Origin of the sequence: Streptomyces sp. NBC_00358 (genome assembly GCF_036099295.1) — a bacterium.
In the GTDB taxonomy this organism is placed as follows: Bacteria; Actinomycetota; Actinomycetes; order Streptomycetales; family Streptomycetaceae; genus Streptomyces.
This window is the reverse complement of record NZ_CP107976.1, coordinates 8,284,702-8,308,778: the sequence shown is the minus strand read 5'-3', so window position 1 is coordinate 8,308,778 and position 24,077 is coordinate 8,284,702. Positions and strand designations below refer to the sequence as shown.

Sequence of the window (24,077 nt, the reverse complement as noted above, 5' to 3'; positions counted from 1 at the left end):
ATTCAATGGAACGCCGGGACCGGCTGAACGGAACGTCAGGACCGGCCCGAGTACCGGAGCCGGCGGACCCGGACCGCGCCCTCGGTCGCGAACGGCCCGACGACCCGGCCCGTGAACGCCTTGGCGGTCTCGAAGCACCAGTGCCGGCCGTCCAGTTCGGCGAGCGTCACGTCGTCGTCGCCCACCCGGGCCGTCAACCGGATCCGGTCGCCCCCGACCGCACCGGCGGAGAAGTCGGAGGGCGGCGGCGCCGACGCGATGGTGAGCTCGACGTCCCCGCACGGCAGGGTGGCGTGCCAGGTCCGGTCGAATCCCGCCACCACCACCCGCGCCTCGACCTCGACCCCGGTCGCGGTGGCCCGGGCTTCCAGCGCCACCAGGTTGTCCTCCGCGTTGCGGAAGGCGAGGCCCCCGCGGCCCTCCCGGACGTCGAGCACAGCGCTCACGACGGCACCCGGATGCCGCTGCCGCCGCCCGACGAAGGCCGGTCGTGGGCCGTCCAGCCCGGTGTGAGCGGCAGTGCGGCGGATGAGGAGTCCGTCCGGCGTGGGAGTGGCGACCGCGGCCGGCAACTGGCGTACGGCGATCCACACCGGGTCGGTCAGCGCGTCCGGCGCGCCGAGGTCGTACGTGACCTCCTCGTCCGGCACCGGAGGCAACTCGGTCAGCCGCGCGCTCGGCCAGTCGTCGGCCCAGTCGACGTCGGCCAGGAAGGTCTCGCGGCCCAGGGGCGAGAACGACTGCGCCAGCCCCACCGGCCGGACCCCGAGGCAGACGAGCGCCGTCCCCGAGTCGGTCTCGACCAGGTCGGCGTGGCCGAGGTTCTGCTCCGGCCCGCCGGTGCCGGCGGCGGTGAGGACCGGATTGCCCGGGCAGCTCTCGAACGGTCCGTCCGGTCTTCGGGCGCGGGCCACCGTGACGGCGTGGCCGCGGTCCGTGCCGCCCTCGGCGACCACCAGGTACCACCAGGCGCCACGCCGGTACAGGTGCGGGCCCTCGGGCGAGTAGCCGCCGCTGCCGGCCCAGACCGCACGGGGTGTGTCGATGGCCCGGCCGGTCGTCAGGTCGACGCGGACCTGCTGGATCGGGTCGGGATGGCGGGCGAACGTGACGATGGCGGTGCCGTCGTCGTCCCAGGCGAGATCGGGGTCGATCCCGTCGACGGCGGGGATGCTCACGCCGTCGCTCCACGGGCCGGCCGGATCGGTCGCCGTGAAGACGACGCAGCCCCGGCCGCCGAGGAAGACGGTGACGATGAGGTGGAAGAGGCCGTCGCGGTGGCGCAGTGTCGGGGCCCAGACTCCGCCGGGCGTCGGAATCCGATCGAGTTCGACCTGCTCCGGCCTGGTCGCCACATGACCGATCTGGCGCCAGTCCCGCAGATCGGTGCTGTGGTAGACCGGCAGGCCCGGCAGGTATTCGAACGACGAGGTGACGAGGTAGTAGTCGTCACCGACCCGCACCACGCTGGGGTCCGGGTTGAACCCCGGGATCAGCGGACGGGTCATGGCGTGACGAGCGTCCGCAAGAAGGCGAGCGACTGCTGTTGCAGGGCGGTCACATCCTCCGCGCCGTCCCAGAAGTGGCTCGCGCCGGGCACGAGCACCAACTGCGCGGACCCTCCCGCCGCGGTCAGGGCCGCGGTGAAGTCGACGCTCTGCGCGGTGGGCACCATCGTGTCGCTGTCGCCGTGCATGACCAGCACGGGCGGCGCGTCGGCACGCACGTGACTGATCGGGCCGGCCTCGCGGGCGAGGTCCGGGACCTTCGCGGCGGGTGCTCCCAGGAAGAGCGCCTCGCGCGTCCGCGGATCGTCGGGGTCGGGCATGGCGGTCAGGTCGGTGACCGGGAACCACGCGACCGTTCCGGCCACGGGGGAGCCGGTCAGTGCGGCCAGCAGGGCGAGGTGCCCGCCGGCGGAGTCGCCCCAGAGGAACACCTGCCCCGCGCCGACCCCGCGGGACGCCATGATCCCGGCGACGGCGGCGACCGCGGCGCGGACGTCGTCGGCCGCGGCCGGATAGGTCGCCTCGCCACTGAGCCTGTAGTCGATCGCCGCCACCGCGAAGCCCGCCCGCACCATCGCGGGGTAGAAGTCCTCACCCAGGCGCGGCAGCGGGTGACGGCGCGAACCGCGTCGCCACCCACCGCCGTGCACGTGGACGATGACCGGCACCTCGACGGCATCCGCCGCGGACACCGCGTCGGGCAGGTACAGGTCGAGTTCGAGCGGGCGGAAGCCAGGGATCACGGCGTACTCGACGTCGTCGAACCGCCTCATGCCGCACCGCTCGTGAGCTGCTCCGCACCCTTGTGGAACCGGCCGCCCTGCACGATGGCGACGAGGTTCCCGGCGTCCTGCAGCACGGTCACGTCCTTCGTCGGGTCGCCGTCCACGACGAGGATGTCGGCCAGGTACTCCGGCGCCAGGAGGCCGACCGGGAGGTCGAGGACCTGACCGCCGTGGAAGGTGGCCGCCTTGAGTGCCTCGAGCGGGCTGTAGCCGAAGAGCCTGACGAAGAGTTCGAGGTCGCGGGCGTTGCGGCCTATGGGGTTGTTGGGGAAGCCGTAGTCGCCGCCCGGCAGCACGCGCAGGCCGCGCCTGCGGAGCTCGGGGTAGAGCTCCGTCATCGCGTCGAGCGCCTTCACCGAGCCCATCTTCTGGGCCATCGCGGTGTCGATCCCGAACTCCTCGCCTTCATGGACGTTGGCCCACATGATGCCGACGGCGGGCGAGAGGAAGATCGAGTCCTTCGCCTCGTCGAGCAGATCGATGGCCTCCTGGTCGGCGTAGGAGCAGTGATAGATCGAGCGGAAGCCGCTGGTGACCGCCCGCTTGATCGACTCGGGGTTCTGGGCATGGCAGTTGAGCCAGACACCGGACTCGCGCGCCTGCTCACCGGCGGCCCGCGCCTCCTCGGCGCTGTACTGCGTCACCATCGACCCGCCCTCGAAGAAGACGTCGTCGTTGCTCATCAGCAGCTTGACGCTGTCGAAGCCGATCGCGGCCTGCTCGCGGATGAACGCGCGCACCGCGTCCGGCCCCGTCTTCTGCTCACGGGGGCCGTCGGGGCCCATCTGCACCGGGTTGTTGTCGCGCTCGAACGACGCGGCACGCATCCGCGGTCCCACCGCGGCGCCTGCCTCGATCTGGTCGCGGAGGATCACCTCGGTCGGTACGGGGGTCAGCGAGCCGGCCGAGTAGGCGCTGGTGAAGCCCTGGTCGAGCAGGATGCGCGCGTTGCGCTTCGCGATCTCCAGGTGTTCGTCCGGCGTCGGCATGTGGTGGAAGAAGCTGACGTCCAGCGGCGGGTTGAAGGAGGTGTCGATGTGCCCGACCGCCGAGGGGAAGGTCAGATGGCAGTGCGACTCGGTCATGCCCGGCATGACCGTCCTGCCGGTGCAGTCCACGATCCGGTCGCCCGGTCGCCTCTCCACGCCACCGCCGACGACGACCGCCTCGATCGTCTCGCCCCGGACGACCACATCGGCACGGACGGCCGGGGTGCCCGAGCCGTCGAAGACGTTGCCGTCGACGAAGAGGATGCGCTGCTCCGACATCTCAGGCCCCGATCATGTTGTAGCCGCCGTCGGCGACGAAGTAGCTGCCGGTGATGTGCTGGGCGTCCGCGGTCGCGAGGAAGAGTGCCGTGCCGGCGATCTCCTCGGGCTTCGGGATGTGGTGCATCGGGGTCATCTCCCGCAGCTTCTCGCCGCGTCCGTTCTTGTAGTCCTCACGGTTGAGCATGCGCTCGGTCTCCATGAATCCGGGCGCGAAGGTGTTGACCCGCACCTTGGGCGCGAACGCCTGGGCGTAGGACTTGGTGATGCCGAGGATGCCGTACTTCGCGGCCGCGTACTGCGGAGCCCGTGCGCTGCCCCGGACGACGACCGTGGACCCGACATTGACGATCGAGCCGCCGCCGGGCTGCTCCAGCATCCGGGAGCCGAATTCGTGGGTGCACACCAGGGTGCCCTTGAGGTCGACGGCGAGTGTGTGGTCGATCGCCTCCTCGGTGATCTCACGCCAGGACATCTGGTCGCTGGCCATGTCGCCCACGTTGTTGATCGCCACGTCGACCCGGCCGAAGTGGCCCCACACCTCGTCGGCCATGCGCGTGATCTGCGCCCATTCGACGATGTCGGCCTGGACGAGGAAGGCCTTGCGTCCCTCGGCCTCGACCCGGTCGGCCGTACGGCGTGCGCCGGCCTTCGAGCTGCGGTAGTGGATCGCCACGTCGGCGCCCTCCTGGGCCGCCCGGACGGCGATCTCGGCGCCGAGGCCGGTGCCGGCGCCGGTGACCAGGACGACCTTGTCGGTGAAGCGCTGCGGAAGATTCATGGTCTGCCTTTCAGACGAGGGTGCGTCCGCCGTCGACGTACATGACGTGACCCGTCACGAACGCGGACTGCGTGGAGCAGAGGAAGAGCAGGGGTGCGACGACGTCGTCGGCGGTGCCGAGCCGGCCGGCCGGAACGAGACCGACCATGCCTTCGCGCATGCCGGGCCTGTCGAGGTAGGCGCGCGTCAGGTCGGTCTCGGTGTATCCGGGCGCGACGGCGTTGACCGTGACGCCGTGCGGCGCCCATTCGCGAGCCATGACGCGGCAGAGCTGGTTGACCCCGCCCTTGGTGGCGGCGTACGGGGCGTGGTTGGCGTGCGCGAGCAGTCCGGAGACCGAGGACAGCAGGACGATCCGGCCGTAGCCGCCGGACACCATCAGGGCGCCGGCCGCCTGGGCGGTCCACACGGCGCTCTTGAGGTTGACGTCGATGATCCGCTCCCAGACGTCGTCGGGCGTCTCCAGCACCGGGCGGCGGTCGTTGATGCCGACCGCGTGCACGAAGACGTCGAGGCCGCCCATCGTCGCGGCGCTCTCGTCGACCGCGGAACGAGCGCTCCCCGGGTCGGTGAGGTCGGCCGCACGGGTCTCGATCGAGAGTCCCGCCTCCACGGCCTGCTTGGCGAGGGCGGCGAGTCGCTCCTCGTCGACATCCGTGACGGTCACGCGGGCACCGTGCCGGGCGAGGCCGAGGGCCGCGGCCGCGCCGATACCGCCGGCACCGGCCACCAGGGCCGCGCGATGATCAAGTCCGAGCCAGTCATCCATGCGAGGGATGTAAGGCGATGGCGTGTGATCCGCACTACGTTCGTTCCAATCATTGGAACGTGCGGACATTCGATGCCATTGCTCGGCACGGCACCGCCTGCACTCCGGTGCGCGCACGACACTCGGCACCATGACTCGGTTGCCCCGCCTCACCCCAGATGAACTCGACCTCGACCAACGCCCCCTCTATGACGCGATCACCGGAGGGCCCCGCGCCGGAGGTCCCCAGCTCTTCGCCCTCACCGACACGGAGGGAAGACTCAACGGCCCGTTCAACGCGATGCTGTTCGCACCCGGAGTCGGGGCGGCCCTCCAGGAGCTGGGCTCGGCGATCCGTTACCGGACCTCGCTCAGCGGCCGAATCCGCGAACTCGCCATCCTCGCGGTCGCGGCCCACTGGGACTCGGCCTTCGAGCGCTACGCCCACGAGCCGATCGGCCGGGCCGCGGGTCTGACCGACGCGGAGATCGCCGCGGTGGGTGCCGGCACGGCGCCCGAGCTCCCGGACCCGGCCGAAGCGGCGGCCCTCGATCTGGTGCGGGTCCTGGTCGCGAGCGGTGACGCCGACGACGCCGTCTTCGACCGGGCCGTTTCATTGAACGGCATCGAGGCGGTGGTGGAGCTCACCACCCTGGTGGGCTACTACGCAACGCTCGCGCTGCAGTTGCGCGTCTTCCGCGTCGGACCACCAGGAGACTCCGCATGAAACTCGTGACCTTCAACGACGGCCAGGTCGGCTACATCGACGGCGAGTCCGTCGTCGAGCTCGACGTCCCGTCGATGCGCGACTACTTCGAGCGGGAAGGGGAGGCCGAGGAGACCGGGCGCCGCTTCCCGCTCGGGGAGGTCACCCTGCGGGCGCCGATCGTGCCCAAGAAGTTCTTCCACACCGCCGGGAACTTCACCGACCACCACGACGAGCTGACCGCCGTCGACTGGTCGCACCCGGTGCACAAGGGGATCGTCTTCTTCCAGAACGTCGACGCGATCATCGGTCCCGACCAGCCGATCGTGTACCCCGAGGGGCTCACGAAGGAGCTCGACTACGAACTCGAACTGGCCATCGTGATCGGCAAGAGCGGAAAGTTCTTCGGCCCGGAGGAGGCCGAGGACTACATCGCCGGCTACACGGTCTTCAACGACATCACCGCGCGTGACATCCAGCGCCGCGAGATGCAGTCGGGCGTCTTCTCCTTCTCGAAGGGGATCGACACCTTCTGCCCCATCGGTCCCTGGATCGTCACGAAGGACGAGGTTCCCGACCCGCACGCGCTCGCGATGGAGCTCCGGGTCAACGGCGAGCGGCGGCAGACCGGCAACACCCAGAAGATGATCGTCTCGATCCCGCACCTGGTCGCCTACCACTCGGCCCAGGGCTACACGGCCGGTGACATCATCACCACCGGCACGATCTCGGGTGTCGCCGCCGTGCAGCCGAACCCGTTCGACTTCTACCTCCAGCCCGGTGACCGCATCGAGGCGGAGATCGAGGGCGTCGGCACGCTGCGCAACCACGTGGTCGGTTGGAAGGACGCGCACGACACCGAGCCGTTCTCCATCGACCTCTACGGCCCGGCGAACTGAGGCGGAACAGATGCGACTGGCCACGCTTTCCGACCGGGCCGTCCTGCTCACCGAGGACGGCGCGGTCGACATCGCCCACGCCTCCTCGGGGCGCTTCGGCCCGGACCCCATGGACGTCCTGACCGACTGGACCGGGTTCCGGGCCTGGGCCGCGAGCGCCGAGCTGCCCGCGGCGAGCCCGTACCGGACCGCCGATCTGGACGCGCCGGTCCCGCGACCGCGCCAGGTCTTCGCGGTGGCGCTGAACTACCGTCCGCACGCCGCCGAAGCGGGCTACGTCCCGCCCGAGATCCCTCTGCTCTTCACCAAGTTCCCGAGCTGCGTCGTCGGCCCGGCCGCGGAGGTCGAACTGCCCAAGGGCAATGTCGACTGGGAGCTGGAGATGGTCGCCGTCATCGGCGCGTCCTGCCATCGGGTGCCGGCGAGCGAGGGCTGGGAGGTCGTGGCCGGGCTCACCGTGGGGCAGGACCTCTCCGAGCGCGTCCTCCAACTCACCGGCAAACCACCGCAGTTCTCGCTGGGCAAGTCGTATCCGGGCTTCGGCCCGACCGGTCCGGCGCTGGTGACCCCCGACGAGCTGCCGGACCGGGACGACATCGCGATCGAGTGCCTGCTGAACGGCGAGAGCGTCCAGGCGGCGCGCACCAGCGAGATGATCTTCTCCGTTCCGCGGTTGGTGGAGTTCATCAGTGCGGTGTGCCCGCTCTTCCCCGGCGACCTGATCTTCACCGGGACCCCGGCGGGGGTGGGCAACCGTCGCGTTCCGCAGCGGTTCCTCGGCCCCGACGACGTGCTGGTCAGCCGGATCGACGGTCTGGGCGAGATGCGCCAGACCTTCCGCTGAACGCGCCCCGCGCCGGCCGCCACCCAGAAGGCCGGCGCGGGTCCGCTTCGCCGGAGTCCGGACCGCGGCTACGACACGCGGGCAGCCTGATGCGCGAAGGGGAGGGATGCCCGGGGGCCACCGGGACGAGTCGGCACCGGTCGGGCATGCGCCGGACGACCTCGTAGGCCACCGCCGCTCCCAGGCTGTGGCCGAAGGGGACCAGCGGTCCGTCCCCGCGGACCGGGGCGAGCACGTCGGGCCCCTGGTCCGCGAGGACGCGCACATCGGTGTGAAGAGAAGCTCGCGCCCCCGGTTTTCCACGCCCCGGATACTGCGCGCATGCCGTCCGCTCTCCGGGAAAACGACGGACGACGACACGGATCACAGGGAGTGGAGCTGGGCGAGGGTCTGCTGGAGCTCGTCACGCAGCGCTCGTCCGGCTGCCTCGGCATCCCCCTGCACGACGGCGTTCACCAGGTCGGCGTGCCCCGCGTCGCCGTGGTTCGGATCGTCGGAGCGAAGGCTGAGCAACTCGACCAGATCGAGCAGCCGTCGCTGCAGCACCGGTACGAACTCGGTGAACAGGCTGGTGAGCACAGGGTTGTGGGCCGCGGCGACCACTGCCTGGTGCAGGGCGATGTCGGCCCCGACGAACTCGGCGTTGCCGGCGTTCGCGGCGTCACGGCGCGTGGCCAAGGCCTCGTGGAGGGCGGTGATGTCGTCCTCGGTCCGGCGCCGCGCGGCCAGCTGCGCGGCCTCGACCTCGATGAGCATCCGCACCTCGTAGACGTCCGTGATGGCCGCCTGGCGGAGTCGGGTGGACCAGTCCTCCCTGGGCTCGGTCGCGATGACGAAGACCCCGGATCCCTGGCGTGCCTGCACCAGTCCCGCGCCGGCCAGTGCGCGCAGGGCCTCGCGAACGGTGGAGCGCCCCACGCCGAGGGACTTGGCGAGGGCGGTCTCGCCGGGGAGCTTCGTCCCCAAGGGCCACTCGCCGCCGGTGATCTGCTCGCGCAGGTGTTCCGTGGCTTGTTCGACCAAGGGGGACGGCCGCAAGGCACCCAGTGACATATGAGGTTCACCTTCCTTCACCCCTCAGGTTGTCTGAGGAGCTGAGTTGTCGCTACTGTACCTCGCATGCTGCCGCACGAGCTCCTTCTCCTCGGCTGCCGCTGCGGGGCCTGACACGACCGGCACCCCGCAGCGGGGTACGGGGCTGCGCCGGTCACACGATGGCCGACCGAAAGAGGTTCAGCACACCATGGCAGCTCCCTCTCAGAGCACGGCGTTTCCCACCCTGCGCACTCCCGCCGGTGACGTCCCGGCGGACGCGCCGCGCTGGAACCCCCAGCGGTCGAGCGCGATGCCGCACCACCGCTACCAGCCCGCGCACCAGCGGGTCGCTCTGCCCCTGACGGACCGCACCTGGCCCTCGCGCCGGATCGAACGGGCCCCGCTGTGGGTGCCGGTCGACCTGCGCGACGGCAACCAGGCACTGGCCGAGCCGATGGACACCGAGCGCAAGCGCCGGATGTTCGACCTCCTGGTCACCATGGGCTTCAAGGAGATCGAGGTCGGCTACCCGTCCGCCAGCCAGACCGACTTCGACTTCGTACGGCACCTGGCCGACAGCGGCGCCGTCCCCGACGACGTGACCATCTCCGTGTTCACCGCGGCCCGCGAAGACCTGATCGACCGGACCGTCGCCTCCGTCGAAGGCCTCCCCCACACCCTCGTACACCTCTACACCGCGACCGCGCCCACCTGGCGGAACGTCGTCCTGGCCCGCTCCCGCGCCGAGGTCCACCGGCTGATCCTGGACGCCGCCGGCCACCTGATGCGCAAGGCCGGACAGCGGCCGGGCGCCGACATCCGGTTCGAGTTCTCCCCCGAGGTCTTCAACCTCACGGAGCCGGATTTCGTCCTGGAGGTCTGCAACAGCGTGACCGAGTTGTGGGAGGCGAGCCCCGACCGGCCGGTGGTCCACAACCTGCCCGCGACCGTGGAGATCGCCACGCCCAACGTGTACGCGGACCAGATCGAGTACATGGACCGCCACCTGGCACGCCGCGACTCGGTGATCCTCTCCGTCCACCCGCACAACGACCGCGGCACGGGCGTCGCCTGCGCCGAACTCGCCGTGCTGGCGGGGGCGCAGCGTGTGGAGGGCTGCCTGTTCGGCAACGGCGAGCGCACCGGGAACGTCGACCTGGTGACGCTGGCCCTCAATCTGTACGCGCAGGGCGTGAACCCGATGGTCGACTTCTCCGACATCGACGCGGTGCGCGAGGTGGTGGAGCACTGCAACCGGCTGCCGGTCCACCCCCGCCACCCCTACGGCGGCGACCTCGTGCACACCGCCTTCTCCGGCACCCACCAGGACGCCATCGCCAAGGGCCTGGCCCATCACGCCGAGCAGGCCGCCGAACAGGGCGTCGCCGCCGAGGAGATGCCGTGGGCGGTGCCGTACCTGCCCATCGACCCGGGTGACATCGGCCGTACCTACGAGGAGGTCATCCGTATCAACTCCCAGTCCGGCAAGGGAGGCATCGCCCACCTCCTGCACACCCACCAGGGGCTGAACCTGCCCCCGTCGATGCGCCCGGACTTCTCCCGCACTGTGCAGCACGTCACCGACTCCACCGGCCAGGAGCTGAGCCACAAGGAGCTGTGGGAGCTCTTCCGCACCACCTACATCGCCCCGGCTCTGGACGGCCCGGTCGCTCTTGCTTCCTGGAACGCCACGGAACCCGCCCCCGGCGAGCACCGGTTCACCTGCACCCTGCGCACCGGCGGGCAGGAGCACTCCTGCCACGGCACCGGCAACGGACCGTTGTCCGCCCTCGCCGACGCCCTGCGGACCGTGGGCGTCAGCGTCGACATCCTCGGCTACACCGAGCACTCCACCGGCACCGGGCCGGGCAGCCCCGCCGTGGCCTACGCCGAGTGCCGTGTGAACGGCGTGACCTGCTGGGGCGCGGGCTGGGACACCTCCGTCCTGACCGCGTCGGTCCACGCGGTCATGGCCGCCGTCAACCGCTGCGAACAGGCCTCCTCGTGACCACGGCACCGGTACTCCACGCGCAGGACGTGGAGCCCGTCCGCGACGGCGGCGCGATCCTGAGCGACGTGCCGCCGACCGTACGGACCGGCGAGCGGCTGCGCCCTGCCCGGCCCCGACGGCGCGGGCAGGACCACCACCACCGATCGCACCGGGTTGTCGAGCGAGAGCGGATCCTCGGTGCGCGGGCGCGGCGGGACGGGACAAGCGGCCGGGTCGCCCGGCCCTACGCCGGTGAAAATTGGTGGGGGGGGTGCCCCTTCTTCGGGGACGGCTCAGTGACGCGTGGGACGTGGGCGTCCGAGCGCGAACCGGCTCGGTCCGGGCTCTCCGCGTACCAGCGCGGCCGCCAGCTCGCCGATGACCGACGCGAACTTGAAGCCGTGCCCGGAGAACCCTCCCAGCACGGTGACCGGGCCCTGCCGGTCGATGACGAAGTCATGGTCGGGGGTGGTGGTGTACAGGCAGGTCACGGCCTCGGGCGCGGTGTGGTCCACGCCGGGGAGCCAGCGCTCGGCGTACGCCGCCAGCTCTCGCAGGATCGCGGCGTCCGGGGTGCGGTCGCGCCGGTCGGGGTCGACGACCGGGCCGACGCCGTGGAAGCCCGCCTTGACGCCGTCGGTGCTGCCGAGTCCGTACACCCCGTCCGCGGTGAGGCCGTCCACGGGCAGCGCGGCGCCCGGGTGGTGAATGTAGCTGGGCCAGGTGAGCGCGTCCGCCGCGGGGAAGTGCGCGGGCTGCTCCTGGGTGACACGCAGCACCGGCACGCCGCCGACCGGCGGAGCGGTACCGCCGCCCAGCATTCCGGGCGCCCAGCCGCCGACCGCGACCACGACCGCATCGGCGCGCAGTTCCTCCTCCGTGTCCGTGACCACCCGGACCCCGGCGTCGCCGTGCACCGACAGCCCGGTCACCCGGACGCCGTGCCTGACCTCCGCGCCGTGCGCCCGCGCCGCCTGCTGGAAGGCGGTGACCGCCTCGTCGGCGTGCAGGCGTCCGGCCTCCGGGTGGAAGACCGCACCGGTGTCGGCGCGCAGCCCCGGCCAGCGCTCGGCGACCTCCTCCGGGGCCAGCCGCTCGGCAGGGTGTCCGGCGACGGTCAGCGCCTCGTACAGTGCCTCGGTCGTGGCGGCCGGGCCGTGGTCGACGGCTCCGGTGAGGGTGAGCACCTGCCGTCCCGTCTCCTGCTCCAGCCGCCGCCACAGCGGCAGCGACCGCACGGCGAGGCCGACGTAGAAGGGATCCGTGTAGGCCAGCCGGAAGATCCGCGAGGTGCCGTGCGAGCTGCCCCGGTCGTGGCCGGGCGGGAAGCGCTCCAGCAGGGTGACGCGGTCACCCTGGGCGGCGAGCCGCCACGCGGCGGACGAACCCATGACCCCGCCACCGATGACGACGACTCGACGAGAAGACACGATGCTCGATCCTTTGGTGAACGGTCCGGACCGACCGGGCAACCGGACGCTCCGAAGTTTTCCGGTCCGACCTGCAACTTTCTATCAGCCGTCAGCCCGGAGCGAACCGGCCGGGTCTCCGCCGCCGGCCCCCTGTGCCCGTCGACACGCCGCCGTTCGCCCAACGCTCGAATGAGGAAACCAGTGCCGTGCCGCAGGCGCCACGGACCCCCTCGTCGCACGCGCTGTGACCAGGACGGATAGTTGGCACTGGGCAACGTTCGTGACCTGCGCTGATGCCAACTGGCTCCAGCATGTCGAGGCCCGGAATCAGAGAGATAGCTGGCACTTCGGTACACCGCAGGTCAGGGGGTGCTTCTCGTCCCGGGGGCTCAGATCCACCCACGCAGGCTCCACGACGTCCGGCTCGGCCTGGGGGATGTCCCGAGCGAGGTCACGGCGGCCCACAGGATGCGCGTGTGCTTTACGCCGTCGAGCAGGTGGCCGACATCTGGCGGCCGTACGCCGACATCCTGCGGGCCGAGACGGTCACCCGTCCGGTGATCGACGCCGACGGCGACAACCATGCGGCTGTCGACGGCCTCGTCCGGGCCATGCTCCGTTGACGTCGTCCCGTGGAGATCAGGCGCATCGGTCGGCGTGCCGGGTGTGTGCGGGACGCGGATGTCCAGGCTTCCCCTCGAAGCTCGGGGTGCGGTGCGGCGACAGCGAGCTGAAATAGGTTGTAGAAACTTGCAGCAAATTCTTCCATGAGTCTTGTCGACTCCTCCGCGCGGTGGCACTCTCTTCCCCGCGCGGTGCGGCGCTCCCGGGTCGGGTCCCGGTGTCGCGGCAACCGTCGCCGCGGACGGTCCCACCCACGGCACTGCCCTGCCCTGCCCCCGGAGCCGCACATGCATCTCACCCTCCACACGCCCGCAGCTCCCAGATCCCGGATCCCGGAGACCGCAGGCCACCCCCGCCTCCACCACCCTCCTCGCTGCCGTCACACCGCTCGCCCTGGTCGGCGGCAGCACGCCCGCAGTGGCCTCGCCGCCCGGCAAGGGCAACGACGTCTTCGCCAACCTGTTCCGGTGGAACCGGAACTCCGTCGCGTCCGTGCACCTGACCGGTCGTGACCGGCGACGCGAACGGCAACGCAACGGTCGCCGTCGTGCCCGAGGACGCGGTCGCCGTTGCCTTCGCCGTCGACGTCAACAGCCCTTGCACGGGCGGCAGTTGCGGCCAGACGGGCAGGGCTCCGTCGCCCTCGACGAGTACCCCGACACCTACTACGGCCAGAACGTGGACGTGGTCCGCTCCATCGCGGCGCCGGGCAACGGGAACACCGCCGCGCTGGTCCCACTCTCGGCCGCCGGCTACCCAACCTGGTCGACCGCGCTGACCTTGCCGTCCAACTCGAGCTTCGCCTAGCACCTCAAGAAGAACCCGGACGGAACGATCACCTGGCAGAGCGACCCCACCCGCTCCTGCACCACCCCCGCCTCCGGAGCCGTCACCCACAACGACTCCTGGCGCTGACACCGGCCGGCCACTCCAGGTCCCCGGGGACCCGTCGGCTCCCCCGCCGCTCGCGTCCCCACCCCCGCGCTCCGACTCCACCCCACCCCGCCCGACGACGGTAGGTACGGACAGCAGGCCGCTGCGTGTACCTGTCGACCCTCGGCATGCCCGGAGGCACTCCCCTTCATGAGCCGCAGACCACACCCCCGCGCCGGAACGCGCAGAGCCGCCGTCCTCGGCGTGTCCGCCGTCCTGCTGAGCGCCGGCACCGTCTCCCTCTCCTCCTTCCCCGCCAGCGCCGCCGCGCCGAGCGCGGTCACCCTGGCCGGAACCTTCGACAGCGAGATCGGCTGCTCCGCCGACTGGCAGCCGGACTGCCCGCAGGCCCAGATGTCCCCACATGCGGACGGCACCTGGACCGCCTCGTTCAACGTCCCGGGCGGCAGCTACAGCTACAAGATCGCGATCAACGACAGCTGGACCGAGAACTACGGCGCGGGCGGCACGGCGGGCGGCTCAGACATCTCGATGACCGTCCCCGCAGGCGGCGAGGTCGTCGACTTCGTCTACGACCCCACCACCCACCTGGTCACCGACGACTCCGCCCGACCCGCCGTCACGGCGGCCGGTGACTACCAGTCCGAGCTCGGCTGCACCGCGGACTGGTCCGCCACCTGCGCCACGACGCGGATGACCGACCCCGACGGCGACGGCGTCTACACCTACAGCACCACCGCGATCCCGGCCGGCAGCTGGAACACCAAGGTGACCCTGGGCCAGTCCTGGACCGTGAACTACGGCGCGGGCGGCGCGGCGAACGGCGCCAACATCGCCTTCGACGTGCCCTCGGCCGGGGCGACCACCACCTTCTCCTACAACTCGGCGACCCACTGGATCACCGTCGTGAGCAACGGCGGCGGCACGTCCTCGCTGAACACCCTCGGCGCGCTGTACACCCCGACCGGCACCACCTTCCGGCTCTGGTCGCCGGACAGCTCCAACGTCAGCGTCAGCGTCGGCGGCAGCAGCCACCCGCTCAGCCCTACGACCCTCAGCGGCTACACGAACGTCTACCAGACCGTCATGAGCGGGGACCTGAAGGATCAGACGTACCAGTTCTACGTCGGCGGTGTGGCCGTCCCCGACCCCTACGCCCAGATGACCACCCCCGGCACCACTCAGGGCGTGGTCGTCGACACCGCCGCGGTGACGCCCACCGGCGGCAGCTGGGCGGCGCGCCCGGCCCTGACGAACCGTGAGGACGCGGTCGTCTACGAGCTGAGCGTCCACGACTTCACCATCGACGCGAGCTCCGGCGTCGACGCGGCCAAGCGCGGCAAGTTCCTCGGCCTGGTGCAGACCGGGACGACGAACAACGGCGCGAAGACGGGCATCGACCACCTGAAGGAGCTGGGCGTCACCGCCGTCCAGATCATGCCCTCGTTCGACTTCGGCAGCACCGTGCCCAACTGGGGCTACGACCCGGTGGACTACAACGTTCCCGAGGAGCAGTTCTCGCAGTTCACGGCGCCGGAGGACCGGATCCGCGAGTTCAAGGACATGGTCAACGTGTTCCACAAGAACGGCATCCGCGTCGTCATGGACGTCGTCTACAACCACACCTTCAGCAAGAGCGTCTTCGGCAACATCACCGGCAAGTACTACACGTCGACCGACCTGTCCGGCACTGGCAACTCGATCGACGACGGCAACCCGATGGTCGGCCACATGATCCAGGACTCCCTGGAGCACTGGGTCCGTGACTACAACGTCGACGGCTTCCGCTTCGACCTGGTCGGCGTCCACTACACCAACAACGTCAACACCTGGGCCAACTACCTCAACACCGCCTACGCCGGTCGCACGCTGATGATGTACGGGGAGCCCTGGAACGGCGGCGCGAGCGACCCGCAGGAACCGCAGAAGGTCCGCTACGGCAACCTCCCCACCCTCGCGCCCGCACACTTCGGCGCCTTCAACGGCGTCTACCGCGACGCGATCCGCGGCGGCACGGACACGAACACCATGGGCTACATGGGCGGCGCCGGCAACGCCGCGGCCATCGCCTTCGGCATGCGCGGATCACCCACGGACGCCAACAGCACCGCCCCGGTCTCCAACCTGTGGACCCCGGCCTTCGCCGAGGACCCCGAGCAGACCATGAACTACGCCTCGATCCACGACAACCTGAACCTCTACGACAAGATCACGTACTCCGGCGCGACCGGCGGAGCCACCGGAACAGCCGGCCGCATCGACCGGTTCGCCGTCGGTATGGTCCTCACCTCCGAGGGCGTCCCGGTCATCGCCGAGGGCGACGAGTTCCTCCGCTCCAAGGTCGTGAGCGGCGACTACCCGACCGCGATGAACTCCTACGCCGCCTCCGACGCCGTCAACGCGATCCGCTGGGGCGACAAGACCGCCAACGCCAACATCTTCAGCTACTACAAGGACGCCATCGCGCTCCGCAAGGCCGGCTCGGCCCTGCGCCTCACCACGTGGGGCGCGGTGCACAACCAGGTGTCCGCGACCGTCGACGGCTCGGTGGTGATCGGCCGCTTCAGCTCGAACCCCGCCGCGCCCACGACCTACGACACCGTCGTCGTCGACAACCCCACCGGCAGCACCTACAACGTGACGCTGCCGCCGGGGACCTGGACGAAGGTGCTCGACACCACCGGCGCCGTCGCCGCGAGCGACAACGCCTGCGCGAGCCTGGCGGTGACGGTCTTCAAGAAGAACTGACAACATCGCGGGTCTCGAACCGTACGGTCGGACCGACAGCCGAGAGGCACCCATCGGGGTGCCTCTCGGCTCGGACACCGCAGTGAGAGCCACCAGCGGTGCGACGACCCAGATGCCGTCGACACCGGCTGAACGCACGACCCGTCCCGACGGTGGCGCTGCCGGCAGGTCACCACCTTCGCTTCGGACGTCGGCAATCGGAACGGCCGGTCCCGGCCACAATCGTCGCCGCGAAGCTGCAACCGGATCCGGGCCCGGTCTCGTTCCAGCCGGACCCACCCTCACTCGGGTGTCGGAACCGAACGGGCCGCCACGGGGCGGTGAACCCCACCGCCCGACCGCACGGAACAGGACTGTTCCGCTGCCCTTTCCTGGCCTTCACCCGAGGTCTGGAGGCCGACCTCACCGACACCGACGCTCCGGTACGACGCCTGCGCCACGGAGTCCCACTGCTCGTCGCCGGCCTGGACCACGCGGGCGAGCAACCCGAATGATGACCGCGCCGAGACACCCCACGCCCCTGAAGGAACCGTCATGACCACCTCCGTCTGATCACCGGAACCTCCTCGGGCATCGGCCGCCCCACCGCCCTCCGACTGGCGCGCCACCCGGAGCTGACCGTCTACGCCACCGCCCGCCGTTCCGAGACTCTGACCGACCTGGCTGATGCGGGAGCCCGCATCCTGCCCTGGACGTGACCGACGAGACGTCCATGAAGCAGGCTGTGGAGGCCGAGCACGGCTCGGTGGGGCGTCCTCGTCAACAACGCCGGCTACGGCGAGTACGGCACAGCGCGTCAGCGCCGCACCCGGGGCATCCCCAGTCCGATCCACGAGATGATCTCCCGCTGGATCTCGTTGTTGCCGCCGCCGAAGGTGAAGATCACGGCCGATCGGTAGCCGCGTTCGAGTTCGCCGTGCAGGACGGCACCGGCGGAGCCCTCCTTGAGGACACCGGGGGCCGCGACGATCTCCATCAGCCAGGCGTACGCGTCCCGGCGCGCCTCGGAGCCGTACACCTTGACGGCGGAGGCGTCCTGCGGGGTGAGCGTGCCGTCCTGGACCGCGTTCACCATCCGCCAGTTGAGGAGTTTCATGGCGTCCAGCCTGGTGTGCGTCCGGGCGAGCAGCCGGCGCACCCAGGGGAGGTCGACGACGCGGCGGCCGTCGCCCAGTTTGGTCTCCATCGACCAGCGCTGGACGTCGTGCAGGGCGCGGATGGCCATCGTGCCGTGCGCCGCGAGGGTGACGCGCTCGTGGTTGAGCTGGTTGGTGATCAGCCGCCAGCCCTTGTTCTCCTCGCCGACCCGACGCGTGGCGGGGACGCGGATGTTCTCGTAGTAGCTCGCGGTGGTGTCGTGCGAGGCGAGTGTGTTGATGATGGTGCACGAGTAGCCGGGGTCGGAGGTCGGTACGAGGAGCATGGTGATGCCCTTGTGGGGCGGGGCGTCCGGATCGGTGCGGACGGCGAGCCACACCCAGTCGGCCGTGTCGCCGTTGGTCGTCCAGATCTTCTGGCCGTCGACCGTGTAGTGGCCGCTCTCCTCGTCGCCTTCCCGTACGGCTCTGGTCCTGAGCGCGGCGAGGTCCGTCCCGGCGTCGGGTTCGCTGTAGCCGATCGCGAAGTCGAGCTCACCGGAGAGGACTTTCGGCAGGAAGTACGCCTTCTGCTCCTCGGTACCGAACTGCATGATCGTCGGTCCCACGGTGTTGAGCGCCATCAACGGGAGCGGCACCCCGGCCTGGGCCGCCTCGTCGAAGAAGATGAACTGCTCCATCGGGCTCAGGCCCCGCCCGCCGTACTCCTTGGGCCAGCCGACCCCGAGCCAGCCGTCCGTGCCGAGCCGGCGGATCGTCTCGCGGTAGAAGCGCTTCTGCGCCGCCGGATCGCCATATCGCGCGTAGGCGTTGTCCGGCACCAACTCGGCGAAGTAGAGCCGCAGTTCGGTCCGCAACCGCTGCTGCTCCGGCGTGTATTCGAGATGCACGGCGCCTCCTGCCTCCCCGGGCCAGACCTGACGGCGCACACCGTAGAACGTGTTTCAGAAATTGGGAATGCCGATGACGTGGCCGCCCGTTCCGCGAGATGTGCCGACCCTCCGCGTACGTGAGGGGGCGGTGCCCGGTCGACCGGGCACCGCCCCCTCACGCGGGCCAGGTTCCTGGACCGCGCCGAATATCGTGGCTCGTACGTTCCCCTTCGCCGTCAGTGGCAGGGGAAGCCGAGCAGATGGCGGGCGTCGTGGACCCACTCGTGGACGTTCTCGCCGGACACGAGGGAGGTGGCGCCCTGTTCGGCGCCGACGAAGTAGAGCAGGACCAGCATCAGGACGCCGAAGAACGCCGCCCAGGGCAGGATCGCACCGATCGGCAGTTTGGCGGGAACGGCGGTGGGGGTGACGGTCGGCTGGACGACGGACTGCGCCATGGGGCAGAACCTCCTGGGGAACTCGCGTCCCGTCTCGGTGGTGCACAGGACGACGGTCACGGGTCTGACTTGCCCCGCCTCGCTCACCCCTGGCCGGAGTGACGAGTGCTGGGCTTACAGTGGCGCGACCGTGCCGGACTTCCACCGGGCTTCCGCCGAACCGTCGTCAATATCCACGTGACCGTACCGCGAGACCGCGCCCCGGCCAAGGGCGCACGCCCCACATCATGCGCGCCCCGAGCGCCGGGAAGTCCGGCAACCACCCTGCGTGGCCGAGGAGTTCACCTCCGGGCTCCGTCCGCTCATCCGCCCGCCCACCGTCCACGACCGTCGAGTCCGATGCGTGGGCCCGGCGCACGAGCCCGGTCCACACCGCACGAGAGTGATGGCATGACAAGCCGAGTGATCTTGATCTCCGCGGCGATCAGCGAGGCGCTGCGCGAGGCCCGCTTCGACGACGGGAGCCCGGTGGACGCCGCGGGCCTGCGGGCCGCGGGTCGGGCCGCCGGTGCGGGTGCGGTGCCGGCCGGGGGCCGGCTGTGGGTCTCGCCCACCGCGCGATGCCGGCAGACCGCCGCGGCGCTCGGGCTCGACGGCGGCGTCGAGGTGCCGGAGTTGGCCGGCCTGGATGTCGGCCGCTGGCGCGGGTCGACACTGGCCGAGGTGAGCGCGAAGGAGCCGGAGGCGGTGGCGGGGTGGCTCGCGGATCCCGCGTCGGCGCCGCACGGCGGGGAGTCGGTGCGGGCGTTCTGCGACCGGATCGCGGAACACCTGGACGTGGCCGCCGAGTTGAACGGCCGCACCGTGGCGGTGGTGGAGCCCGAGGTCGTACGGGCCCTGGTGGTACGGGTGCTGGGGGCGCCGGAATCGGCGTTCTGGCGCGTGGACGTACCGCCGCTGACCGTCACGGAGTTGAGCGGGCGCGCGGGGCGCTGGAACGTCCGCGCCGGACGCCCGCTCACCGAACCAGCCTGACCCGGACCCCTTTCGCCGACGCCACGGACTTGCCGACGCCACGGATGTGCCTGCACCACGAATGTGCTTGCACCACGGAATTCCCCGGAGGAGTCCCTGCCCTGCCCGCGGAGTCGTGACCCTCGGAGTCGTGGCCCGCGCCGGCTTGACCCGCACCGTGGAGCCGTGGCCCGGGCAGCTCACTCCCTGGCCGCGAAGTCGTAGCCGCACCGGAGTCGTGGCCCGCCCTGCCCCTGTCGGCGCCGCGAGGCCGTGGCCCGGGCGGCCCATGCCCTCAGCGCAGCGTGGCCATGAAGTCCGCGCACGCCTGGGCGCACTCACGGCAGGTCTTCGCCGCGGTCTCCGCGCCGGGGCAGCAGTCGAACGCGTCGGCGCACTCCAGACAGACGTCGCGGCACCACTCCAGCTGGGCGCGGACATCCCTCTCGCTGTGCGCCGGTTGACGGGACAGCACATGGCAGGTGGCCTCGCACACCTCCGCGCACAGAGTGCCCAGTCGGCGTGCGAGTTCCTGCCTCTTGGGCCCGTCGGGATCCATGAGGCTCGCGCGCAGCGCGGCGGTCCTGGCACACTCGGTGCAGGCCTGGGCGCAGGTGAAGCTGTCCTCCAGGAACCGGAAGAGCTCCCGCTGTGAAGTCGTCGTCGTCACAACAGGCGGGTAGCCGGAGGAAGTCGGTTCAAACAGCGCGAGTCAAACAGTCCGGGACCTGGACCTCACGCACCGGCGGCTTCCCGGGAGATCTGCTCGAACTGCGCGCCCATCGCCTCGGAGAGCGCCTGTGCCGCCGTCAACGGGCGCACCATCACCGTGAATTCGTCGATGAGTCCGTCCTCGTCGAAGTGCAGGAAGTCGCAGCCGTTGATCTCCTTGTCGCCCACCTTGGCCGTGAAGACCAGCGCGTGGTCACGGCCGTCGGCCCCGGCGATCTCACGGACGTAGCGGAAGTCGCTGAAGACCCTCCAGACGCCGCGCAGGATGGCCGCGGTGATCGCCTTGCCCGGATAGGGCTTGAAGGCGACGGGACTGGTGAACACGACGTCGTCGGCCAGCAGCTCCTCGACCGCGCCGAGGTCTCCGGCCTCCACCGCCTTGCGGAAGGAGTTCATCGCGCCCGCCTCTCTTAGTCAATTAGTTGATTAGGTGCGGATAAGATTAGTCCTGTGGACGCATGCCGTCTAGCCTTGCCGGATGGCATTGCGCAACGCGGTACTGGCCGCGCTCCTGGAGGGCGAGGCGTCGGGCTACGACCTGGCCAAGGGGTTCGACGCCTCGGTGGCCAACTTCTGGATGGCGACCCCGCAGCAGCTCTACCGGGAACTCGACAGGATGGAGTCCGAGGGACTCATCGAGGCCCGGCTCGTGCGACAGGAACGCCGGCCGAACAAGCGGGTGTTCTCCCTGACCCCGGCGGGGCTCGACGCCCTGTCCGCCTTCACCGCCGGGCCGGCGAGACCCACGGCGATCCGCGACGAACTGATGGTCAAGGTCTACGCCCTCGACAAGGGGGACGCCGACGCCGTACGGGCTGCGGTCGCCGAGCGGCTGGAGTGGTCGCGCGCCAAACTGGCGCACTACGACCGGATCGGCGCCCGCATGCTCGGCGGGCGCACCGAGGAGGAGTACCTCGACGGGGCCGAGCGCGTCGGACCGTATCTCACCCTTCTGGGGGGACGCGCCTTCGAGCAGGCGATCATCGACTGGGCGGAGCGGGCGCTGCGGGTGCTGGAACGGCGCGCGTCCCTCGCCCGCGAGGACAGGTCCTAGGAACGCGCGACCTGGCGCGCCGTCCCGGCCGAAGCATGGTCGCGCTCCCCCGGACGGCCCACGGCCGCGAGCCGGTTCCGTGTTGGTCCCCAGCGTCCGGCCCGCATACGGTCGGTTGCAGCGCCGCCCCGCCGTTCCGCGCGCGGACCGTCAGGGCGTCCGAACGCAGTCCCTTCCCGGTCCACCAGGGCCCGCACCCTCGGAGCATCACACCATGTCGAAGATCCTTTTCGTGTTGACCGGCGCCGATCACTGGACGCTCGCCGACGGCACCTCGCATCCGACCGGCTTCTGGGCCGAGGAGGCGGCGGCCCCGTACGAGGCATTCAAGGCGGCCGGGTACGACGTCGTCGTCGCCACGCCGGGCGGGGTCGTGCCGACCGTGGACCAGGGAAGCCTGGCGCCCGACTTCAACGGTGGCCAGGAGGGCGCCGACAAGGTCGCGCGCACCCTCGCCTCCATGACCGAGCTGCGGCAGCCGCTCAAGCTCTCGGACGTGGACCTCGACGACTACGCCGCCGTCTTCTACCCGGGCGGCCACGGCCCGATGGAGGATCTCTCCACCGACACCGAGTCCGGCCGGCTGCTCACCCGCGCGCTGGAGTCGGGCAGGCCGCTCGGGGTGGTGTGTCACGGTCCGGCGGCGCTGCTGGCCGCCACCCGGGAGGACGGCACCAACTCCTTCGCGGGCTACCGGGTCTCGGCCTTCACGAACGCGGAGGAGACCCAGGCCGGTTTCGCCGACAAGGCCAAGTGGCTGCTCCAGGACCGGCTCGTCGCGGCGGGCGTCGACTTCGAGGAGGGCGAGCCCTGGGTCCCGAAGGTGGTCGTCGACCGCAACCTCGTCACGGGCCAGAACCCCGCCTCCGCCGCCCCGCTCGCGGCGGAACTGCTGAAGAAGCTGGGCTGACGGCGACGGCGCGCCCCTCTCGCCCAGGACCTGCCCGGTCGATCACGGTGGAGGACGCCGACGGTTCCCGCGTCTGCGCCGTGCTCGACCGGGGCAGGTCCTAGCCTGGTCGCGGGTCGGACCGGTCCGAAGGAGGGCGATCATGGTGCGTGCGCTCGGTGTCGCCGTCGTCGGGTTCGGCTGGATGGGGCGCGTGCACACCCAGGCGTACGCCCGCGTACTCCACCACTTTCCGCAGCTCGCCCTGCGTCCCGAACCGGTATGCGTCGCCGACGAGGTGCCGGGCCGGGCCGAAGAGGCCGCCGAACGGTACGGCTTCGCCACCGCGGTGCGCGACTGGCGGGAGATCGTCGCCGATCCGCGGGTCGAGGCCGTGAGCATCACCGCGCCGAATTTCCTGCACCGTGAGATCGGTGTGGCCATGGCCGGGGCGGGCAAGCACATCTGGATCGAGAAGCCGGTGGGGCTGACCGTCGACGACGCGCGGGCCGTGTCGGACGCGGTGGCCGAGGCCGGTGTCCGGGGCACGGTCGGCTTCAACTACCGGTGCGCCCCCGCCGTGGTGGCGGCCCGCGAACTGATCGCCTCCGGCGCGATCGGCGATGTCACGCACGCGCGTATCCGCCTCTTCAGTGACTACGCGGCGCATCCCGAGGGCGCGCTGACCTGGCGCTACGAGCGGGAGCGGGGCGGCAGAGGCGTCCTCGGGGACCTCGCCTCGCACGGCGTCGACCTGGCCCGCTTCCTGCTCGGCGAGATCGAGGCGCTGACGGCCGACACCGCGGTCTTCGTGCCGCTGCGGGCCCGACCGACGGGCGCGACGGAGGGTCACCCGCGCGCCACGGGCGGCGAGCCGGCCCCCGTGGAGAACGAGGACTACGTCAACTGCCTGCTGCGCTTCGCCTCCGGTGCGCGCGGTGTCCTGGAGGCGAGCCGGGTCTCGGTGGGCGAGCAGAACACCTACGGGTTCGAGATCCACGGCACCCGGGGCGCGCTGTTCTGGGACTTCCGCCGGATGGGCGAGCTCGGAGTCAGCCGGGGCACGACGTACCAGGACCAGCCGGTCAGCACCGTGTTCGTCGGTCCGGGGGCCGGGGACTACGCCGCCTTCCAGCCGGGTGCGGCGAACAGCATGGGTTACGACGATCTCAAGGTCATCGAGGCACACACCTTCCTGCGGTCGATCGCCGAGGACCGGCCGTACGGCGCGACGCCGGCCGACGCGGTCCGCAGCGCGACCGCCCTCGACGCCATGGTCCGCTCGGCCGAGTCGGGTGCGTGGGTGGCCCTCGGCACGGAGTGAACCGCCGGACGCCCGTTCAAGTCGGGCCCCGTTCCAGTCGGCCCGTTCAAGTCGGGCTGTTCAAGTCGGGCTGTTCAAGTCGGGCTGTTCAAGTCGGGCTCTGCTCAAGGGAGATGGCGTCATGCCGGTCCGGCGTGAGAACACGACGGCTCCGGCGTGCGTGATGCTCCTGATGCCTGGGAAGCGGTCAGTGGGGCGCCCGGCATCTCTCAGGCGCAGGGCCATCAACGCCACCACGCCAAGTGACATCACGACATCACGAGCTTGTACGGACATTCGGACCTGCTACTGAAATAATGTCTTAACAAAGTATTGACAGGCGGGTGCGACAGGGACTTGTATCCGGTCGCAACGCAACCGCCGCTCCACCGGATCGAGCGAGCCCGGACCCGCCGTCCGGACCCCGCACGGGCCCCGCGCCCAGAACCGTCCCGTTCCCTCTCCGCCGGTCGCAC

General features: G+C 70.7%; 24 protein-coding genes and 1 riboswitch. Of the genes, 12 read left to right on the top strand and 12 right to left on the bottom strand.

Annotated elements, in window-relative coordinates; all coding sequences use genetic code 11:
* Positions 1-35: 35 nt before the first annotated feature.
* From OHT01_RS35570 to OHT01_RS35550, 5 genes are read right to left on the bottom strand one after another with little or no spacing between them, the layout of a single operon-like run.
* Entirely contained in the window at positions 36-1,508 is a 1,473-nt protein-coding gene (locus tag OHT01_RS35570; protein WP_328557221.1) for a glycoside hydrolase family 43 protein, read from the bottom strand.
* Entirely contained in the window at positions 1,505-2,281 is a 777-nt protein-coding gene (locus OHT01_RS35565; RefSeq protein ID WP_328557220.1) for an alpha/beta hydrolase, read from the bottom strand. Before OHT01_RS35565 ends, OHT01_RS35570 begins: the two co-directional genes overlap by 4 nt.
* The gene (locus tag OHT01_RS35560) at positions 2,278-3,561 is read right to left on the bottom strand and encodes an amidohydrolase family protein (protein WP_328557219.1); all 1,284 of its coding nucleotides are present in this window, start codon (positions 3,559-3,561) and stop codon (positions 2,278-2,280) included. Before OHT01_RS35560 ends, OHT01_RS35565 begins: the two co-directional genes overlap by 4 nt.
* Before the next feature lies 1 nt (position 3,562).
* The gene (locus tag OHT01_RS35555) at positions 3,563-4,342 is read right to left on the bottom strand and encodes an SDR family NAD(P)-dependent oxidoreductase (protein WP_328557218.1); all 780 of its coding nucleotides are present in this window, start codon (positions 4,340-4,342) and stop codon (positions 3,563-3,565) included.
* A 10-nt stretch (positions 4,343-4,352) separates the two neighbouring features.
* Positions 4,353-5,111, bottom strand: coding sequence for an SDR family NAD(P)-dependent oxidoreductase (locus tag OHT01_RS35550; RefSeq protein ID WP_328557217.1), 759 nt, complete (start codon positions 5,109-5,111; stop codon positions 4,353-4,355).
* A gap of 130 nt (positions 5,112-5,241) precedes the next feature.
* Between OHT01_RS35550 and OHT01_RS35545 the strand changes: the two genes are divergently transcribed.
* The 3 genes from OHT01_RS35545 to OHT01_RS35535 are packed head-to-tail and all read left to right on the top strand — an operon-like array spanning position 5,242 to position 7,539.
* Entirely contained in the window at positions 5,242-5,817 is a 576-nt protein-coding gene (locus tag OHT01_RS35545; RefSeq protein ID WP_328557216.1) for a carboxymuconolactone decarboxylase family protein, read from the top strand.
* On the top strand, positions 5,814-6,695 hold the full coding sequence (locus OHT01_RS35540; protein WP_328557215.1) for a fumarylacetoacetate hydrolase family protein: 882 nt from the start codon (positions 5,814-5,816) through the stop codon (positions 6,693-6,695). Before OHT01_RS35545 ends, OHT01_RS35540 begins: the two co-directional genes overlap by 4 nt.
* 10 nt (positions 6,696-6,705) lie before the next feature.
* Positions 6,706-7,539 (top strand): fumarylacetoacetate hydrolase family protein, encoded by an 834-nt coding sequence (locus OHT01_RS35535; RefSeq protein WP_328557214.1) that lies wholly within the window; start codon positions 6,706-6,708, stop codon positions 7,537-7,539.
* On the opposite strand, the gene OHT01_RS40260 is transcribed toward OHT01_RS35535, so the two are convergent.
* Together OHT01_RS40260 and OHT01_RS35530 are read right to left on the bottom strand one after the other, a co-directional pair.
* Positions 7,493-7,906 (bottom strand): alpha/beta fold hydrolase, encoded by a 414-nt coding sequence (locus OHT01_RS40260; protein ID WP_443043487.1) that lies wholly within the window; start codon positions 7,904-7,906, stop codon positions 7,493-7,495. The two genes, OHT01_RS35535 and OHT01_RS40260, sit on opposite strands and share 47 nt — an antisense overlap.
* Positions 7,903-8,592, bottom strand: coding sequence for a FadR/GntR family transcriptional regulator (locus tag OHT01_RS35530; RefSeq protein WP_328557213.1), 690 nt, complete (start codon positions 8,590-8,592; stop codon positions 7,903-7,905). The genes OHT01_RS40260 and OHT01_RS35530 overlap by 4 nt, the downstream gene beginning before the upstream one ends.
* A 190-nt stretch (positions 8,593-8,782) precedes the next feature.
* Here OHT01_RS35530 and leuA point away from each other — a divergent pair, with 190 nt between their 5' ends.
* Positions 8,783-10,582: a 2-isopropylmalate synthase gene (leuA, locus tag OHT01_RS35525; protein WP_328557212.1), complete on the top strand. Its 1,800-nt coding sequence runs from the start codon at positions 8,783-8,785 to the stop codon at positions 10,580-10,582.
* Positions 10,583-10,857: 275 nt separating this feature from the next.
* Here leuA and OHT01_RS35520 read toward each other — a convergent pair whose 3' ends face one another.
* The gene (locus OHT01_RS35520) at positions 10,858-11,994 is read right to left on the bottom strand and encodes an FAD-dependent oxidoreductase (RefSeq protein WP_328557211.1); all 1,137 of its coding nucleotides are present in this window, start codon (positions 11,992-11,994) and stop codon (positions 10,858-10,860) included.
* 458 nt (positions 11,995-12,452) lie between these two features.
* Between OHT01_RS35520 and OHT01_RS35515 the strand changes: the two genes are divergently transcribed.
* From OHT01_RS35515 to OHT01_RS35500, 4 genes are all read left to right on the top strand, one after another.
* Positions 12,453-12,599, top strand: a complete 147-nt coding sequence (locus OHT01_RS35515; RefSeq protein WP_328557210.1) for a hypothetical protein — start codon at positions 12,453-12,455, stop codon at positions 12,597-12,599.
* A 613-nt stretch (positions 12,600-13,212) separates the two neighbouring features.
* Positions 13,213-13,407 (top strand): carbohydrate-binding module family 20 domain-containing protein, encoded by a 195-nt coding sequence (locus OHT01_RS35510; protein WP_328557209.1) that lies wholly within the window; start codon positions 13,213-13,215, stop codon positions 13,405-13,407.
* 276 nt (positions 13,408-13,683) lie between these two features.
* Positions 13,684-16,242, top strand: a complete 2,559-nt coding sequence (locus tag OHT01_RS35505) for a pullulanase X25 domain-containing protein (RefSeq protein ID WP_328557208.1) — start codon at positions 13,684-13,686, stop codon at positions 16,240-16,242.
* A 320-nt stretch (positions 16,243-16,562) separates the two neighbouring features.
* Positions 16,563-16,736: a hypothetical protein gene (locus OHT01_RS35500; protein WP_328557207.1), complete on the top strand. Its 174-nt coding sequence runs from the start codon at positions 16,563-16,565 to the stop codon at positions 16,734-16,736.
* A gap of 302 nt (positions 16,737-17,038) precedes the next feature.
* On the opposite strand, the gene OHT01_RS35495 is transcribed toward OHT01_RS35500, so the two are convergent.
* The gene (locus OHT01_RS35495) at positions 17,039-18,229 is read right to left on the bottom strand and encodes an acyl-CoA dehydrogenase family protein (protein WP_328557206.1); all 1,191 of its coding nucleotides are present in this window, start codon (positions 18,227-18,229) and stop codon (positions 17,039-17,041) included.
* 218 nt (positions 18,230-18,447) lie between these two features.
* A complete protein-coding gene (locus OHT01_RS35490) occupies positions 18,448-18,669 on the bottom strand; it encodes a CbtB domain-containing protein (RefSeq protein ID WP_328557205.1) in 222 nt (73 codons plus the stop codon).
* A gap of 38 nt (positions 18,670-18,707) precedes the next feature.
* Positions 18,708-18,848, bottom strand: a riboswitch (cobalamin riboswitch).
* 211 nt (positions 18,849-19,059) lie between these two features.
* Here OHT01_RS35490 and OHT01_RS35485 point away from each other — a divergent pair.
* Positions 19,060-19,644: a histidine phosphatase family protein gene (locus OHT01_RS35485; RefSeq protein ID WP_328557204.1), complete on the top strand. Its 585-nt coding sequence runs from the start codon at positions 19,060-19,062 to the stop codon at positions 19,642-19,644.
* 274 nt (positions 19,645-19,918) lie between these two features.
* Here the strand turns inward: OHT01_RS35485 and OHT01_RS35480 are convergent, their stop codons facing one another.
* Positions 19,919-20,293 carry a ferredoxin gene (locus tag OHT01_RS35480; protein ID WP_328557203.1) on the bottom strand — a complete coding sequence of 125 codons (375 nt, stop codon included), beginning with the start codon at positions 20,291-20,293 and terminating at the stop codon, positions 19,919-19,921.
* Positions 20,294-20,358: 65 nt separating this feature from the next.
* Positions 20,359-20,751, bottom strand: coding sequence for a nuclear transport factor 2 family protein (locus OHT01_RS35475; RefSeq protein WP_328557202.1), 393 nt, complete (start codon positions 20,749-20,751; stop codon positions 20,359-20,361).
* An 82-nt stretch (positions 20,752-20,833) separates the two neighbouring features.
* Here OHT01_RS35475 and OHT01_RS35470 point away from each other — a divergent pair, with 82 nt between their 5' ends.
* The 3 genes from OHT01_RS35470 (at position 20,834) to OHT01_RS35460 (ending at position 23,622) form a co-directional block, all read left to right on the top strand.
* Positions 20,834-21,409 (top strand): PadR family transcriptional regulator, encoded by a 576-nt coding sequence (locus OHT01_RS35470; protein ID WP_328557201.1) that lies wholly within the window; start codon positions 20,834-20,836, stop codon positions 21,407-21,409.
* Positions 21,410-21,623: 214 nt separating this feature from the next.
* Positions 21,624-22,319, top strand: a complete 696-nt coding sequence (locus tag OHT01_RS35465) for a type 1 glutamine amidotransferase domain-containing protein (protein ID WP_328557200.1) — start codon at positions 21,624-21,626, stop codon at positions 22,317-22,319.
* 142 nt (positions 22,320-22,461) lie between these two features.
* Positions 22,462-23,622, top strand: coding sequence for a Gfo/Idh/MocA family protein (locus OHT01_RS35460; protein ID WP_328557199.1), 1,161 nt, complete (start codon positions 22,462-22,464; stop codon positions 23,620-23,622).
* Positions 23,623-24,077: the final 455 nt, after the last annotated feature.